The following is a 14,850-nucleotide window of genomic DNA, read 5'->3' as shown; positions in this document are numbered from 1 at the left end:
CATTCTTCGATTTAATCCAAAAAAGAAATGCTATCTAAGCGGATAAACTCTGATATATCTCATATTGGCAAGCTTTCATTCGTCTAAAGCAGGCTAGCTTAATCATCGAAAAATCATTACATTATTCATATAACAATATGCATCTGTTATTTCTTGACCACTGATGAGAGAGCGCTGAACCGATCATGTAAAAAAGTAAATTTATCCGGCTTGGATGCGACCTTGGTACCGCCAATAAAATCTTAGATTTCAGAGCGAATATGCTGCAAAAGAACAAATCGATTTTCGTCTTTCTTTTTCTTACCGTCGCGATCATGAATATTTTTATGATCGCTCTGTTAGTCTATACCCTTCAGACTTCACGTGAACGCAAAGAAAGTGAGATTCGTACCAGCGTTGAAAATCTAACCTTGCTGCTGGAAAAAAGTGTTAGCAGCAGCGCTAGAGAAATCGATTTATCTTTACATATTTTGCAGACTTTTTTAGATAAAGAATTACGTGAAAAACAACAGCTGAATCCTGTAGAGATTAATCAGCTCATTCAAAAACAAGAAAACTGGATTCATTCCATTGCAAACATTCATGTCACAGATGCTCAAGGTCAGATCAGATATGGAAATAGCAGTTTAGCCAATACTTTCAGTTATGCTCACTATCCTTTCTTTAAAAAAGCTCAACAAGCTAAAGACCCGTTATTGGTGACCAAACTGATTCAGGAGCCAAATGGTAAAGATTGGGTCAATGTATTTGCTCGGCCTTATCATGATGCAAATGGAAATTTTGCGGGGATAATAACCGCTACATTGCCTGCCAGTTACTTTAATACCCTCATTTCAGATTTGGATGTCGGCCCTAAAGGTGTAGTTCTGGTTCAGGATCTGAATTTCCGGATTATCGCCCGTCATCCTACTCTGCAAACACCGAATGGCAGGGTCGGTTATGTGGGCGGCCCACCGGAACTGATTCAGCTGGTTCGTGCTGGCGCCCAGTCGGGTACCCTTTACACGCGAAAAACAACCGATAAAATTCCACGAATTGGCAACTTTCGCCGGCTCAGCAGTATGCCGGTGTTTGTCATTGTGGGGTTGGGTGAAGATGACTATCTTGCTCAATGGTACGATGACATTACCAAAGCCATATTGCTGGAATTACTCTTTCTGATCGTGACCAGCGTTGCTGCTTGGCAACTCTGGCGGCAGATCCAGGCGAGTGTCTTAGCCAACCGTCGCAGCCAGATGTTGTTACGCAATGCAAAAGACGGCATTCATGTACTTGATATGCAAGGTAAGCTTCTGGAAGCGAGCGACTCATTTTTTCAGATGATTGGTCACCCTCCCGAAGATGTCATTGGGAAAACCCCATGTTATTGGGACGTCTGTTATAACAAACAAGAAATTCAGGACCTGATCAAGGAGAACATTCACAAACCTGAAGGTATCCGTTTTGAAACGCTTTATCAAAATGCTCAAGGTGAACGCTATCCGGTAGAAGTCAGTTCTGTGATGGTTCATCTTGATGACTATCAAGTTTTCTTCGGTTCAGCACGTGATATTACGGAACGAAAAAAGGCTGAAGAGAACCAGCGGATTGCAGCGACAGCATTTGAATCTCAGGTCGGGATGTTAATTACAGATCCCAATCTGGTGATTTTACGTATCAACAAAGCATTTTCCGAAATCACCGGTTATAGCCAGCAAGAACTGATTGGACATACGCCTCACATCCTGCAATCCGGCATGCACGATAAAAATTTTTATGCCACCATGTGGGACCACATTCGTACCACAGGCTCCTGGCAAGGAGAAATCTGGAATAAACGCAAAAATGGAGATCTCTACCCGCAACACATCTCAATTGCCAGTGTTCGCGATGAAAATGGTCAAATCACCCATTATGTTGCCTCGATTACAGATCTCTCTGCCTATAAAGCCTCGGAAGAAAAAGTCCGTTTGCTTGCCTTTTATGATTCTTTAACTAAATTACCTAATCGCCGCTTATTTTTAGAACGTCTTGAACAGAGCATACGCGATGCAGAATCTAACAAGCAAACTGGCGTAATTCTGTGTATTGATCTAGATAACTTCAAGGCTTTGAACGATACAGAAGGTCACGAAACTGGTGATCGTTTACTTCAGCAAGTAGCCACTCGCCTATTAGAATGTGTTGGCACAAATCATATGATTGCCCGTCTCGGCAGTGATGAATTTGTTGTATTACTGGATCCGCTAAGCACGTCCGAAGCCAGCGCAATCCAGCAGGCTGAGAGTACGGCGAAGCGTATTCTACAAGCTCTAACTCAACCCTATTTCTTTGGAAATTCGGAATATCGTAGTTCAGCGAGTATTGGGATTAGCCTGTTCGGCTTACAAGCCGATGAGAATGTACAAGATCCGATTAAAAGAGCGGATATCGCCATGAGTGATGCCAAAACTTATGGTCGTAATACCTATCGTTTTTTTGATCCGCAAATCCAATCCCAGGTGCAACAGCGTGCTGATATTGATGCGGGCTTACGTCAAGCACTGGAAAAAAATCAGTTCATCCTGTACTACCAACCTCAAGTGAACGGAGCAAAACAGGTCACGGGTGTGGAAGCACTGTTACGTTGGCAGCATCCAACGCAAGGGATGATTTCACCGGCCCGCTTTATCCCGGTAGCAGAAGAAAATGGTCTGATTATTTCATTGGGGCGTTGGGTATTGGAAACGGCCTGTCGCCAGTTAACGGTATGGTCCAAACAGCCACAAACAGCCAATCTTAGTATTGCTGTAAATGTGAGTGCCAGTCAGTTTGCACGTGATGAGTTTGTACAAGACATCCTTGATATTCTAGAACGTACTCAAGCTCCAGCACATCTCTTGAAATTGGAACTCACTGAAAGTGCATTGGTGATGAAGATTGAAGACATCATTGAAAAAATGACGGTGCTGAAACGTTATGGTGTCATGTTTTCGCTGGATGATTTTGGTACGGGATATTCTTCGCTTACCTACCTGAAACGGATTCCGATTGATCAGCTCAAAATTGACCAAGGTTTTGTCCGCGATATTGAGGTGAGTACGAATGATGCAGAAATCGCAAAAATGATTATTGTACTGGCAAAAACTCTCGGTATTTCCGTTTTGGCAGAAGGTGTAGAAACTGAAGCTCAACGCGATATATTAGAAAAACAGGGTTGTTATCATTATCAAGGTTATTTATTTGCTAAGCCAATGCCGATTGATGAATTGGAGCATTATTTATTTCTGCAACAGACCCCTCGGAAGGTATTGAAAACTCATTTATGAGTTCAATTATATTTAAATATTTGGATTACTTAGGCTATTTTTTTTAATACGCTTCCGAAATAAAAAGCCCACTGCGAAACTCAATGGGCTTTTTTGTTGTCTAAACTTGAGTGATTAAGGTGCAGATTTATATTTCCCGTGGACCGGATCAAAGCGTAAATTCTCGCTATAGTTCACATGCCGAATCGTGTCATCTGCCATCGGTTTCTCACCTGTATAAGTCACACGAACTGGGTAATAAGCTGTACCATTCGGAATTATTTTTAAAGTACTCGTATAATTGTAAAATAACGGCGAATCGGGCTCATAATTGCCGGCATTATCTGCACCACCATCCGCAATTTCATAACTGCGAATATAGTCATTCTCGGATAAAAATAAGGCTTGCCAGCTACTCATGGTTGTTCCGGTACTGGTATAACCAATTTTGAAATAACTTCCAGTAAGCTGTTTACCGAAGGGCTGGAGATTCTGTTGAATCTGTTTAAGATCCAGATCAACTCGTCCCCATGAGCCACCAAATTGTGCTTTAGGAGCACTCCGGCTGACCAGCTGGAATCGCCCATTCGGCAATTGTTTAAACAGATAAAGATCTGCATCAGCACTACAAGCATGACAACTTTGTACTGCTCCATCACTGACTTGCAGCTTTTCAATCATCACCAGATAGCGCTTCTGTTGTGAGGTATTTGGATAGCCGAGCACGGGATGCATCACGGCAACCGTTTGATTATTGTCACGGTCGGGTCTTTCTAATCCAATGTGGGGCATCTGCGCAATGCTCTCATCCTGCACATCAACATTGACCATTTGTCCTGGATATAAAGTGCGCATCAGGTTTTTAAAACTTAATGATTCGAGCTGAGTCTTGGCGATTGTAGTCGCATTAAATACAACTGCTTTTGCTAAAACCATCGGCGAGAACATGAAGCTACAAGCCAATACACCGCACAACATTATTTTTTTCATTGTTACCCTTCTATCAATTTTTCAGGTCAAAATTTAAAGCGAGTTTGCTGTTTATTTCAGCTATTCATAAGTAGTGAATATCTTAACAAAATGTGATTTAAATCACATTTAAACCTTTTATACAAAAATTTTCATGTGCCAGTCAGCGCTCTGGCTTCACCGTCAATTACCTTTCATTGCTTAATTTTTTCTATTAAAACAGTTGTGAAGTTAAATATAAGAGGAATCATTCTAAATGCACAAAAATAGAGCATTTTCTATCATGTAGTAAAAGTACACAATCTCTGGATATTTCACATTTCTGTCATATAAATTTTATAATTCTGTCACGATTGCGAAATTTAAATTAAAAGTAAAACTAAGTTTATATTTTATATTCATTTTTCTTATATATTTAAAAATTTAATGTAACATTACTGTCATATATAAAACCTAGCATGGCTATACATTAAAAATCTTTCTCCCCTCTTGTATAGTGAATTTCCACGATATGGACGATTTTCAGCACTCCTCAAAAACCTATTTTAACCGTGAACTTTCATTATTCGAGTTTAACCGTCGTGTCCTCGCACAAGCCAAAAATCTGGAATTACCTTTATTGGAAAGACTCAATTTCTTGATGATTTTTTCACGAAATCTGGATGAATTTTTTGAAATCCGCGTTGCGGGTTTAATGAAACAATTTGATTTAAATAATGCTACCCGAACACCAGATGGTCTTCCGACAGAACGTGTGCTGAGTGAGCTTTCACAGAATGTGCATCAAGCGGTGCAGGAACAGTACAATATTTTGAATTATGCCATTCTGCCGCAATTGCAGGGTTTAGGCATTCATTTTATTCAACACAAAGATATTCTGGCTAAGCATAAAAACTGGATCGCAGCTTACTTCGCTAAACAGGTTCAACCGGTTGTTACGCCTATTAGCCTGGACCCTTCTCATCCTTTTCCACGCTTAGTGAACAAAAGCCTGAACTTTATTGTCAGTCTAGAAGGTAAAGATGCATTCGGAAGGGAAATCAGTATGGCGATTGTACCTGCTCCACGCTCATTACCACGATTGATCAAATTACCCCCAGACGTTGCAGGTGGAGCCGAAGAACATATTTTCCTTTCGGCGATCATTCAAGAGCATATCAATGACCTGTTCCCTGGCATGAAAGCAACGGGATGTTATGCTTTCCGGGTGACACGTAATGCTGACTTGACTCTCGCAGAAGATATTGATGATTTAGCTGTTGCCTTGAAAGATGAATTGTCTTCACGGCGTTTTGGACGTGCGGTACGTCTGGAAGTCAATCAGGAATGTCCAAAGGAAATTGTTGCTTACTTACTGGATCAATTCGATCTGGATGAGCAACAGCTTTATCTGATTGATGGCCCGATTAATTTGTCGCGCTTGACGACTGATTTTCCCTATCCAGAGCTGAAGCACACAAAGTTTACTCCCACGATTCCTAAAGCCATCTATAAGGCCAAATCGATTTTTGAATTGCTAAAAAAAGAAGATGTCCTGCTGCATCATCCTTTTGACTCTTTTAACCCAGTTATTAACCTGTTAAAAGAAGCAGCCAAAGATCCGAATGTTCTAGCCATCAAACAAACCCTGTATCGTAGCGGACCGGATTCGGAAATTGTTCAGGTCTTGGCAGAAGCAGCACGCAATGGAAAAGAAGTCACTGCCGTGATTGAGCTACGCGCACGTTTTGATGAAGAATCCAATATTACTGTCGCGAACATTTTGCAGGAAGCGGGAGCCGTTGTCGTGTATGGCATTGTCGGTTATAAGACACATGCCAAAATGATCCTGATCGTGCGTCGCGAAGAACATCATTTGGCGCGTTATGTCCATCTTGGCACCGGAAACTATCACGCCGGTAATGCCAAAATGTATACGGATTATGGCCTGATGACGACAGAAGCCGACATTTGTGAAGATGTGCATAAGATGTTCCAGGAACTGACCGGTATGGGGCGCATGGCAAAACTCAATAAATTGTTCCATGCCCCATTTACGCTGCACAATGAGCTGCTTAAGCTGATTGAACAGGAAATTGCTTTTGCACAGGCTGGTGAAAGTGCTCACATTATTATTAAAGTCAATGCCTTAACGGAACCACAACTGATCACAGCGTTATATAAGGCGTCCAATGCAGGTGTCAAAATTGACCTGATCATCCGCTCGATTTGCTGCCTGATCCCGCAAGTCAAAGGTCTATCAGAAAATATTCATGTGCGTTCAATTGTCGGGCGTTTTTTAGAACATACCCGGGTTTATTATTTTAAGCATGGCGGTGAAGATAAACTGTTTTGTGCCAGTGCAGACTGGATGGGACGTAACCTGTTTTCTCGGGTGGAAACCTGTTTTCCAATCCTCAACAAGAAGGTCAAGAAAAAAATCTTTGAAGATGGCCTGATTAATTATCTGCATGATAACCAAGGTGCATGGGAACTCAGTGCAACAGGAGAATGGCATGAAGCCCAGCCTGTCGCAGGACAGAGTCCTCACAGCGCCCAGCAATATTTACTCAATCAGAAGTTGCTGAAAATATAATTCTAGGGCGTTAAACAGCATCTGCTCAAAGTAAAAAAGTCTGCCCGATGGCAGACTTTTTTACTTTACCTATATTTATCCATAACTGTTATGCGATTAATTGCAGTACAGCTTTGATCAGCATATATAGCGCAACACCAATCACCGTAAAGGCAAAGATTTTTTGTACCAAACCTGCAGGAATTTTACTGATCGCCACACGTCCGATTAACATCCCGGTCACACAAGCTGCGACAAAGGTCAGTGTAACCGATACCGGATAATCAAACCCTTCGAGCACGTTAATCGCGATACTCATGCCCCCGATCAGGAAAATGATCATCAACGAAGTCGCCACGATACTGTGCATACTCAAATTGGTGGCTTTACGTAAGGCGGGTACAATCACAAATCCACCACCCACTCCGAGCATCCCGGTCAGTAACCCGGCAATGACACCAATCATACCCAGCACACCTGCTGTTTTCACATTCCAGATCAGCTTACCGGTTTCAGGGTTGATCTTGCACGGCGGATTGGAAAACTCCGAACTGCCATGAGCGAACAATCGGTAAGCCACAATAAACATCACGCCACTGAATGCCAAAGCCAGCCAGACTGCAGGAATCTGCTGGGCCAAACGCACCCCAACATAAGCCATCGGTGATGAAATCAGCGCAATCCACATGGCTGCACGATAACGTACAATTCTCTTCATCAGGCCCTGTATGGTTCCGATCAGTGCTGAAAACGTTACAGCCAGCAAACCTACTGGCGCCGCCTGAGAAACAGTCCAGCCCTGGCTAACCATCAAGGCAGGTACAGCCAGAATTCCGCCGCCTGCTCCAGTCAAACCTAGCAGTAAACCAATGAGAATGCCTTCAATCACCAATAGCATCATGAAAATTCTTCCTAAGCCTGGTGACTCTCCTGAGAGAAACCACCGTCTTATTGAATTGGCTACAGAGCGCCAAGTTGTATTGCAAAAACAGCAGATTAAACAGTTTCAACCTGTTTTTTGGGCTTGACCATCCACTCGCGGCCTTTAAGCATCCCTTGCCAGTAAATTGGTGGCAGGATTTGCTCTTTCAGCAGCCAAGCCATTCGTGATGGCTGAGTCCCATCGATGAACCATTTTGGAAAACTTGGTAACAACTTGCCACCATAACCGAATTCAGCCAATACGATCTTGCCACGCTCTACCGTAAGTGGACATGAACCATAACCGTTATATTCAAAGAATTTCTGACGGCCCTGAAGCTGGGCCAAAACATTTTCAGCCACAATCGGAGCCTGTGCACGCGCAGCAGCAGCTGTTTTCGCATTCGGGGTATTGCTGACATCCCCCAACGCAAAAATGTCTGGATAACGGGTGTGCTGTAAAGTTGCAGGATTCACACTGACCCAGCCTGCCTCATCGGTTAAGGTACTGGCACGAATAAAATCAGGTGCCTGCTGTGGTGGAACCACATGCAAGAAATCAAAATCAGTTTCAACAGTAGAAATCTGATCACCATCCGTCACTTTAAACCAGGCTTTTTTATTCGGACCATCCACTTTCACCAGTTGATGATTAAAATGCAGATTGGCCTGATAACGTTTTACGTATTCCATTAATGCCGGGACATACTCTTTCACACCAAACAGCACGGCACCCGTATTATAGAAATCGATGGAAATGTCTTTCAAAACCCCTTGTTTTAACCAGTAATCCGCAGACAGATACATTGCCTTTTGTGGTGCACCGGCACATTTGATCGGCATCGGCGGTTGGGTAAAGATCGCTTTACCCTTTTTCAGGTTTTGTACTAACTTCCAAGTATAAGGTGCCAGATCATAACGATAATTTGAAGTGACTCCATTTTGACCCAGCGTTTCGACCAGACCATCAATACCATGCCAGTTCAGTTTTAATCCTGGACACACCACCAAGGTACGGTAATTAAGCGGCATGCAACCTTCCAGAATCACTTGGCGTTGTTCAGGATCAAACGCAGCGACTGCAGCCTGAATCCACTTCACCTGTTTCGGCAACACACTCTGCATTGGTCGTGCGGTTGTCTGAGGAGAAAATATCCCTCCACCCACCATGGTCCAGCCTGGCTGATAATAATGCACGTCAGCCGGATCAATAATGGCAATATCCAGATTCGGTTGGCGGCTAAGCAGACTGGCCGCAACCGAAATCCCCGCGGCTCCCGCCCCAACAATCACCACCGAATAACAGGCAATTTCTTGACTTGGAAAATTCTTTTTCATCAAACGCGGTACAATGGCACGTAAGTCATAACCTGCTGCACTACTACGAGCCAACATCTCGTCATAAGATTGCGGCTGTACCTCAGATAAAGCCCACAATGAAATCGAGCGTGTTCCCGAACGGCAATAGGCCAATACGGGTTTCTCTGCAGTACGATAATTTGCAGCAAATTCCTGTGCCTGTGTATCGGTAATTTTGCCACTCAGCACTGGCTGATATTGAATCGCGATACCATATTGCTCAGCCATTTTCTGAATTTCGATAAAGTTTGGCTGATCACTACCTTCACCATCCGGGCGGTTACAGAAAATGGTTTTAATCCCTTTTTCTGCGAGCTCAGCAACATCTTGAATGCTAATTTGGTCTGCGACCCAAAACTCAGCGTTGATCTGTTTCAATTTCATCGATTTACTCCTAATCGCTTACTTGCTTGCGCCACACGCTTTATTTGCAGGTAAGGCAATATCAATCTTGGCTGGATACGGTAGATTCAGGTTATTCATAATTTCAATGAATTCTTCACGGCTGCGATGCTGTCCCAAACGTGAATTGTATTGACGCTCATGGCCAATCGTAGACGATAAACGCCCTTTATAATCATGTCCTGGATAAACGATCGTTTCGTCAGGCAAAGTAAACAGCTGTTGATGAATACTGTCATATAGAGTATTGGCATTGCCTTCCTGAAAATCGGTACGGCCACAACCATCAATTAACAGCGCATCTCCAGTAAACACCATGTTATCGACCACATAACTGGTACAGGCATTGGTATGGCCTGGGGTATAACGTGCTTCAATCAGGAACGTGCCCACCCGTACTGCACTGCGATCTGTAATATAGATATCCCCACACTCAACGCCACTGTTACGATGCAAGATTGAACGTGAACCACAAATCTCTCTTAACGCATTCGCAGCCGTCACGTGGTCAGCATGTACATGGGTATCCAAGGTATAGAGCAGCTTTAATCCATGCTGTTCCAGCTCAGCCAAATAATGCTCGACTTCCGAAGTAACCGGATCAATCAGTACAGCTTCTTTCGTCTGTTCACATGCCAGTAAATAGGTATATGTTGAACTTTCCTTTTCAAAAAATTGCTTAAATAACATTGTCTTGAATCCATTTAATTTGAAAACCTACTCTTATAATGCAAAGGATGTGCCATATTTTTAATAATATAATTTATTTTTATATTTCAATATCTTATAAATTTTAGAAAGATATATTTGAAAGTAGCACCATGATTTTTGTTTCAATTAATGTTTCACCGATATACTATGAAACAATAGTTGAAACATTAATCACATTTTATATGACAAAACTCCTTTTAACCTCATTAGCACAACTCAAAGAACGCTCTGCACAAAATCTGCAATTATTTCCCCAAAGCATCCTGTTGCTTTGTGATCTCACGCATCAGGTCATTTGGCTGACACAAGGGGCTGATTCCCCAACAATAGACGTGCAAAATCTGCTTGATCAGCTCAAATCTGAATCGCCCTTATCTCCTGTCATTCAACTACAGGATAAACAACAGCATGTTATGCAGTTATTACACTATCGGCAGCAAGTGCAGCTTATTCAAGAAAAACAAGAAGGCTGGCTGTATCTGATTTTGCCCTACACCCCACCAGCAAAACAGACTGTCTCTACGACGTCATCAGTCCAAGTGAGTGAACAATTTGCTCAACGCTTCCATAGTAGCTCACCCAAAATGCAACAGATGTTTTCTATCATCCAACGTGTTGCGGTTACAGAGTTTCCGGTACTTGTACGTGGAGAATCTGGTAGTGGCAAAGAACTGGTGGCAAAAGCAATTCATGATTTTAGCCTGCGTAAGGATCGGGTTTTTATCGCGATCAACTGTGCAGCACTCAATGTGAATATTCTAGAAAGTGAGTTATTTGGCCATGTAAAAGGTGCATTCACAGGGGCTATTCGTGATCATAAAGGCGTATTTGAGCAAGCTGCAGGCGGCACACTCTTTCTAGATGAAATTGCAGAAATTCCACTTGAGTTGCAAGCCAAGCTATTAAGGGTGCTGGAAACTGGGGAATTCACGCCTTTAGGGGGGGAAAAACCCATTCGTGCCAATGTACGAATTATCGCCGCCACCCATCGTGCCTTACGTGAAGAAGCGCGTCAGGGACGCTTCCGCCAAGACCTATTATACCGTTTACGTGTGATTCCTATTTTTATCCCACCGTTAAGAGAACGTAAAGAAGATCTTCCTTTACTCACTCAATTTATCCTTTCAGAAAATACCGCTGCAGAACGTACAAATCCGATCAGGATTTCTAAAGCCGCCATGCAAAGCCTGATGGCTTATGACTGGCCGGGAAATGTACGAGAACTCAGAAACACCCTGCTGTATGCCCTGATTATGGCACATGATAAAGAACAGATTGATCTTGAGGATTTACCCCAGGAAATTATGGAAAATGTCCCTCTTCAGAATCCGAATGTAACAAATACATCCGTGATTACCGCAGAAAAGCTGCGCTTAGTCTTAGCAAAATATCACAATGATCAACAACAGGCTGCCGATGAATTAGGCATCAGCCGAACCACTTTATGGCGTTATCGCAAAAAGTATCATTTATAAATGTTTTAACTACAGCTCAGGCTAAACAGCTATTTGAAAGATTGCTCAACACTGCAAAATATAGATAAAAAAATACCCATTCGGGGGGATGGGTATTAGCTGCACCTTACTGCAGTGTGGAGGGAGCTTTTCGCTCTTCTTGTTGTTTAATTAATATACACACATCAACTTCACTTAATCAATAAATCCCACACAAAAAATAAGGATTTACTCCTATAAAATGTATCAAAATATATATCAATCAATTAATATTGATATTTTTTCTTTATATTATTCATGAATTAAGCATTAATTTAAAGACCTTTAAAATCACTAATACATTATATTATTTTTTAAAATTTTAATTTTAATTAAACCTTAAAGAAATAAATTTTATTTTTAAATAAAAATAAAAACCCCTATAAATCATAAAGATAATTTAAAAAAAACACCAAAAATAAAAATCAAAAATTTCTTTAAAAAAATAGATTTTCAACATATAAATACTGTCAAAAAAGAGTGAAAATTCACTTTAAAAAATAAATTTTTCAATTATATGTTGATTTTTTTTACATATTTAACTGCATTTATTAAGCAAAAAACAAAATAGATCGCAGTTTTACCTTATAATAAAAATACCAAACAATAACTCATATAAATTTGGGTGATGCTTATGAATAAAAAATACGAAAAATTTTTGCCAAGCTATCAAGACTCTAAAAACACAGAAACTTTCCCTTATTTTTGGGTTACTCAAGTCTATGCACAATATGTTCATCAACTTGAAAAAGTGCTCAAAAAGTTAGGCTTAAATTATTCGGAAGGCAAATTTCTTCATGCGATCTATACGCATCCACATGCCAGTATTTCTGAACTTTCTGAACGCATGATTTCAAAAATGTCGACAACAGTTAAAATTTTGCAACGGTTGAAATCAGATGGTTTGATTGAAACCTACCCTTGCAAAAATGATGCACGAATTACCCGGGTGTACTTAACTGAAAAAGGCCAGAAAACAGTTCAGAAAGCTACAGAATTGACCTCTGCATTATTGGAAGATTCTTTTTCCGGGCTGACCCCATTACAAATTGATAAGTTGATTATGAATTTGAAAACGCTATTTCATAATCTAGCACCTGAAATGCGTTATCAGTCTTAAATGAACATAAAGCGGCCGGTTTAAAAGAACTGGCTGTTTTCATCTTCAAACTCTTCTTAAATTTTATAATCAGCCATAAAAATATAGCCCGCTTCTCGGACGCATATGATGAGAAACGGGCAGACCGTAAGTACAGCCAGTGAAAACTGCGCTGAATGATTGTTTATTATTATGTGAAGCAGTATGCGCGACGTTTATGACAGAATCATGGCATATTGTCGAATCCATAAACACCTGCACATTTTTTACTTTTCATCTATTCAGTGCATCTTAGATCGCGTATTTTGATGAGTCAGGTTTGTTTGCTTGGGAAATTTATGCTGAAGCAATGTTGTGATCTACTCGAACAAAAAAAGCTTAAAATCGCCTTCGTAGAAAGTGCCAGTTCCGGCTATTTGTGTAGCCAGTTTTCAATTTATAAAAATAGTGGTGCGAAAATCCTTTTGGGAAGCATGGTCTCTTATGACCCCAGTATTAAAGTGGAAATTCTCAAAATTGATCCTGCTTTAATTGCACAATACACAGCAGAATCACCTGAAGTCACGGCTGCCCTAGCAACCCAAGGTCAAATGCTGTTTCAGCATGCAGATTATGTCATTGCCTGTACCGGGCTGCTTAAACCGGGTGGAAGTGCCTGCGAGAACAAACCTGTCGGAACCTTCTTTGTCTGTATTCAGCATCAGCAAATGCAATATCATTTTCACTATCTACTTGCTGGCACACCGACTGAAAAACTGGATCAATTGACCGAATGTGTTGCCAGCGAACTAATCGAACTCATTAGTCACGAGTCAACCGACACTTATTGAGTCATTCATCCAATTTAAACGAATAGATGCGGAAATTTTGCTTATTTTTTCGGGTGATGAAATCAAATAAAAACGGGCACCCCTAAGGCTGCCCGTTTTTTGATTGGTAGAAAACCGATCAATTTTTATAAAAAATTAATCCATTGAAAATTACGGTGCAATCGGTGCAAATGGCACGACCACATCGGCATTTTGTGCACGATGTCGCATGAAATGATCCATCAGGACAATCGCGAGCATCGCTTCAGCAATTGGTGTGGCACGGACACCTACACAAGGATCATGGCGACCTTTGGTCAACACATCGGTATCTTCACGATCAATATTGATGGTTTTTCCAGGTGTTGTAATACTAGCAGTTGGCTTTAAGGCAATCGCCACACGAATGGTCTGCCCAGAAGAAATCCCGCCTAAAATGCCACCCGCATGGTTTGCCAGGAAACCATGTGTTGTCAATTCGTCACGTGTTTCGTGGCCAAACTGTTCTGCAACTGCGAAACCATCACCAATTTCAACGCCTTTGACTGCATTAATACCCATCATGGCATGTGCAATATCCGCATCCAGACGGTCAAAAACGGGTTCACCCCAACCAACCGGAACATTCTCAGCGAGAATTTCCAGCTTGGCACCACAACTGGTCCCCTGTTCACGCAATGAAGTCACCAATGCTTCAAAACGAGGAACTGCATCGACATCACCACAGAAAAATGGGTTCTGTGTAACCTGATCCCAATCTAACTTTGTTGCTTTCTCAGTACCAATCTGAGTCACATGGCCACGAATGACGATACCAAATTTCTCTGCCAAGTATTTCTTGGCAATCGCTCCCGCAGCGACACGCATCGCTGTTTCACGAGCGCTTGAACGACCACCACCACGGTAATCACGGAAACCGTATTTTTGTGTATAGGTGTAGTCGGCATGTCCTGGTCGGAAAGTCTGCGCAATATTGCCATAATCTTTCGATTTTTGGTCGGTATTACGGATCAGCAGACCAATCGGAGTTCCCGTTGTTTTTCCTTCAAAAACACCTGAAATGATTTCGACCTGATCCGGTTCTTTACGTTGTGTGGCAAATTTTGAAGTTCCAGGTTTACGGCGATCCAGATCTTTTTGCAAGTCTTCTTCGCACAGTTCAATTCCCGGTGGAACACCATCAACAATCGCCATCAAACCAGCGCCGTGAGATTCACCACAAGTCGTCACACGGAAGAGTTGTCCAATACTATTACCTGCCATGTTC

General features: G+C 41.8%; 10 protein-coding genes. 5 read left to right on the top strand and 5 right to left on the bottom strand.

Going from position 1 to position 14,850, the window contains the following annotated elements:
* The first annotated feature begins 326 nt into the window (after nucleotides 1-326).
* On the top strand, nucleotides 327-3,287 hold the full coding sequence (locus PAE54_RS04210) for a bifunctional diguanylate cyclase/phosphodiesterase (protein WP_326518551.1): 2,961 nt from the start codon (nucleotides 327-329) through the stop codon (nucleotides 3,285-3,287).
* Between the two features lie 114 nt (nucleotides 3,288-3,401).
* Here PAE54_RS04210 and PAE54_RS04205 read toward each other — a convergent pair whose 3' ends face one another.
* Entirely contained in the window at nucleotides 3,402-4,256 is an 855-nt protein-coding gene (locus PAE54_RS04205) for a hypothetical protein (protein WP_326518550.1), read from the bottom strand.
* Between the two features lie 490 nt (nucleotides 4,257-4,746).
* Between PAE54_RS04205 and ppk1 the strand changes: the two genes are divergently transcribed.
* Nucleotides 4,747-6,810 (top strand): polyphosphate kinase 1, encoded by a 2,064-nt coding sequence (gene ppk1 / locus PAE54_RS04200; RefSeq protein WP_326518549.1) that lies wholly within the window; start codon nucleotides 4,747-4,749, stop codon nucleotides 6,808-6,810.
* 88 nt (nucleotides 6,811-6,898) lie between these two features.
* Here the strand turns inward: ppk1 and PAE54_RS04195 are convergent, their stop codons facing one another.
* The 3 genes from PAE54_RS04195 to PAE54_RS04185 all read right to left on the bottom strand — a co-directional run bounded on the left by PAE54_RS04195 (nucleotide 6,899) and on the right by PAE54_RS04185 (nucleotide 10,161).
* Entirely contained in the window at nucleotides 6,899-7,690 is a 792-nt protein-coding gene (locus tag PAE54_RS04195; RefSeq protein ID WP_326518548.1) for a sulfite exporter TauE/SafE family protein, read from the bottom strand.
* A 95-nt stretch (nucleotides 7,691-7,785) separates the two neighbouring features.
* The gene (locus tag PAE54_RS04190; protein WP_326518547.1) at nucleotides 7,786-9,453 is read right to left on the bottom strand and encodes a bifunctional protein tyrosine phosphatase family protein/NAD(P)/FAD-dependent oxidoreductase; all 1,668 of its coding nucleotides are present in this window, start codon (nucleotides 9,451-9,453) and stop codon (nucleotides 7,786-7,788) included.
* Nucleotides 9,454-9,471: 18 nt separating this feature from the next.
* Nucleotides 9,472-10,161 carry an MBL fold metallo-hydrolase gene (locus PAE54_RS04185; RefSeq protein WP_273779201.1) on the bottom strand — a complete coding sequence of 230 codons (690 nt, stop codon included), beginning with the start codon at nucleotides 10,159-10,161 and terminating at the stop codon, nucleotides 9,472-9,474.
* A gap of 203 nt (nucleotides 10,162-10,364) precedes the next feature.
* On the opposite strand from PAE54_RS04185, the gene PAE54_RS04180 reads away from it, so the two are divergent.
* From PAE54_RS04180 to PAE54_RS04170, 3 genes are all read left to right on the top strand, one after another.
* Nucleotides 10,365-11,657 (top strand): sigma-54 interaction domain-containing protein, encoded by a 1,293-nt coding sequence (locus PAE54_RS04180; protein ID WP_326518546.1) that lies wholly within the window; start codon nucleotides 10,365-10,367, stop codon nucleotides 11,655-11,657.
* A gap of 652 nt (nucleotides 11,658-12,309) precedes the next feature.
* Entirely contained in the window at nucleotides 12,310-12,795 is a 486-nt protein-coding gene (locus PAE54_RS04175) for a MarR family winged helix-turn-helix transcriptional regulator (RefSeq protein ID WP_273779199.1), read from the top strand.
* Nucleotides 12,796-13,112: 317 nt separating this feature from the next.
* Entirely contained in the window at nucleotides 13,113-13,604 is a 492-nt protein-coding gene (locus PAE54_RS04170) for a CinA family protein (protein ID WP_326518545.1), read from the top strand.
* Nucleotides 13,605-13,754: 150 nt separating this feature from the next.
* Here the strand turns inward: PAE54_RS04170 and aroC are convergent, their stop codons facing one another.
* Nucleotides 13,755-14,846 (bottom strand): chorismate synthase, encoded by a 1,092-nt coding sequence (gene aroC, locus PAE54_RS04165; protein WP_326518544.1) that lies wholly within the window; start codon nucleotides 14,844-14,846, stop codon nucleotides 13,755-13,757.
* Between the last annotated feature and the right edge of the window lie 4 nt (nucleotides 14,847-14,850).

This window comes from Acinetobacter minutum, from assembly GCF_035916735.1.
Taxonomy (GTDB): Bacteria; Pseudomonadota; Gammaproteobacteria; order Pseudomonadales; family Moraxellaceae; genus Acinetobacter.
Note: the sequence above shows the minus strand (reverse complement) of the source record. Positions and strands in the feature narration are given on the sequence as shown.

Bases quoted from the DNA above. Each gene is read 5' to 3' on its own strand.
- PAE54_RS04180 (WP_326518546.1), top strand. From the start codon at position 10,365: ATGACAAAACTCCTTTTAACCTCATTAGCACAACTCAAAGAACGCTCT.
- ppk1 (WP_326518549.1), top strand. From the start codon at position 4,747: ATGGACGATTTTCAGCACTCCTCAAAAACCTATTTTAACCGTGAACTT.
- PAE54_RS04185 (WP_273779201.1), bottom strand. From the start codon at position 10,161: ATGTTATTTAAGCAATTTTTTGAAAAGGAAAGTTCAACATATACCTAT.
- aroC (WP_326518544.1), bottom strand. From the start codon at position 14,846: ATGGCAGGTAATAGTATTGGACAACTCTTCCGTGTGACGACTTGTGGT.
- PAE54_RS04170 (WP_326518545.1), top strand. From the start codon at position 13,113: ATGCTGAAGCAATGTTGTGATCTACTCGAACAAAAAAAGCTTAAAATC.
- PAE54_RS04195 (WP_326518548.1), bottom strand. From the start codon at position 7,690: ATGATGCTATTGGTGATTGAAGGCATTCTCATTGGTTTACTGCTAGGT.
- PAE54_RS04210 (WP_326518551.1), top strand. From the start codon at position 327: ATGATCGCTCTGTTAGTCTATACCCTTCAGACTTCACGTGAACGCAAA.
- PAE54_RS04175 (WP_273779199.1), top strand. From the start codon at position 12,310: ATGAATAAAAAATACGAAAAATTTTTGCCAAGCTATCAAGACTCTAAA.
- PAE54_RS04205 (WP_326518550.1), bottom strand. From the start codon at position 4,256: ATGAAAAAAATAATGTTGTGCGGTGTATTGGCTTGTAGCTTCATGTTC.
- PAE54_RS04190 (WP_326518547.1), bottom strand. From the start codon at position 9,453: ATGAAATTGAAACAGATCAACGCTGAGTTTTGGGTCGCAGACCAAATT.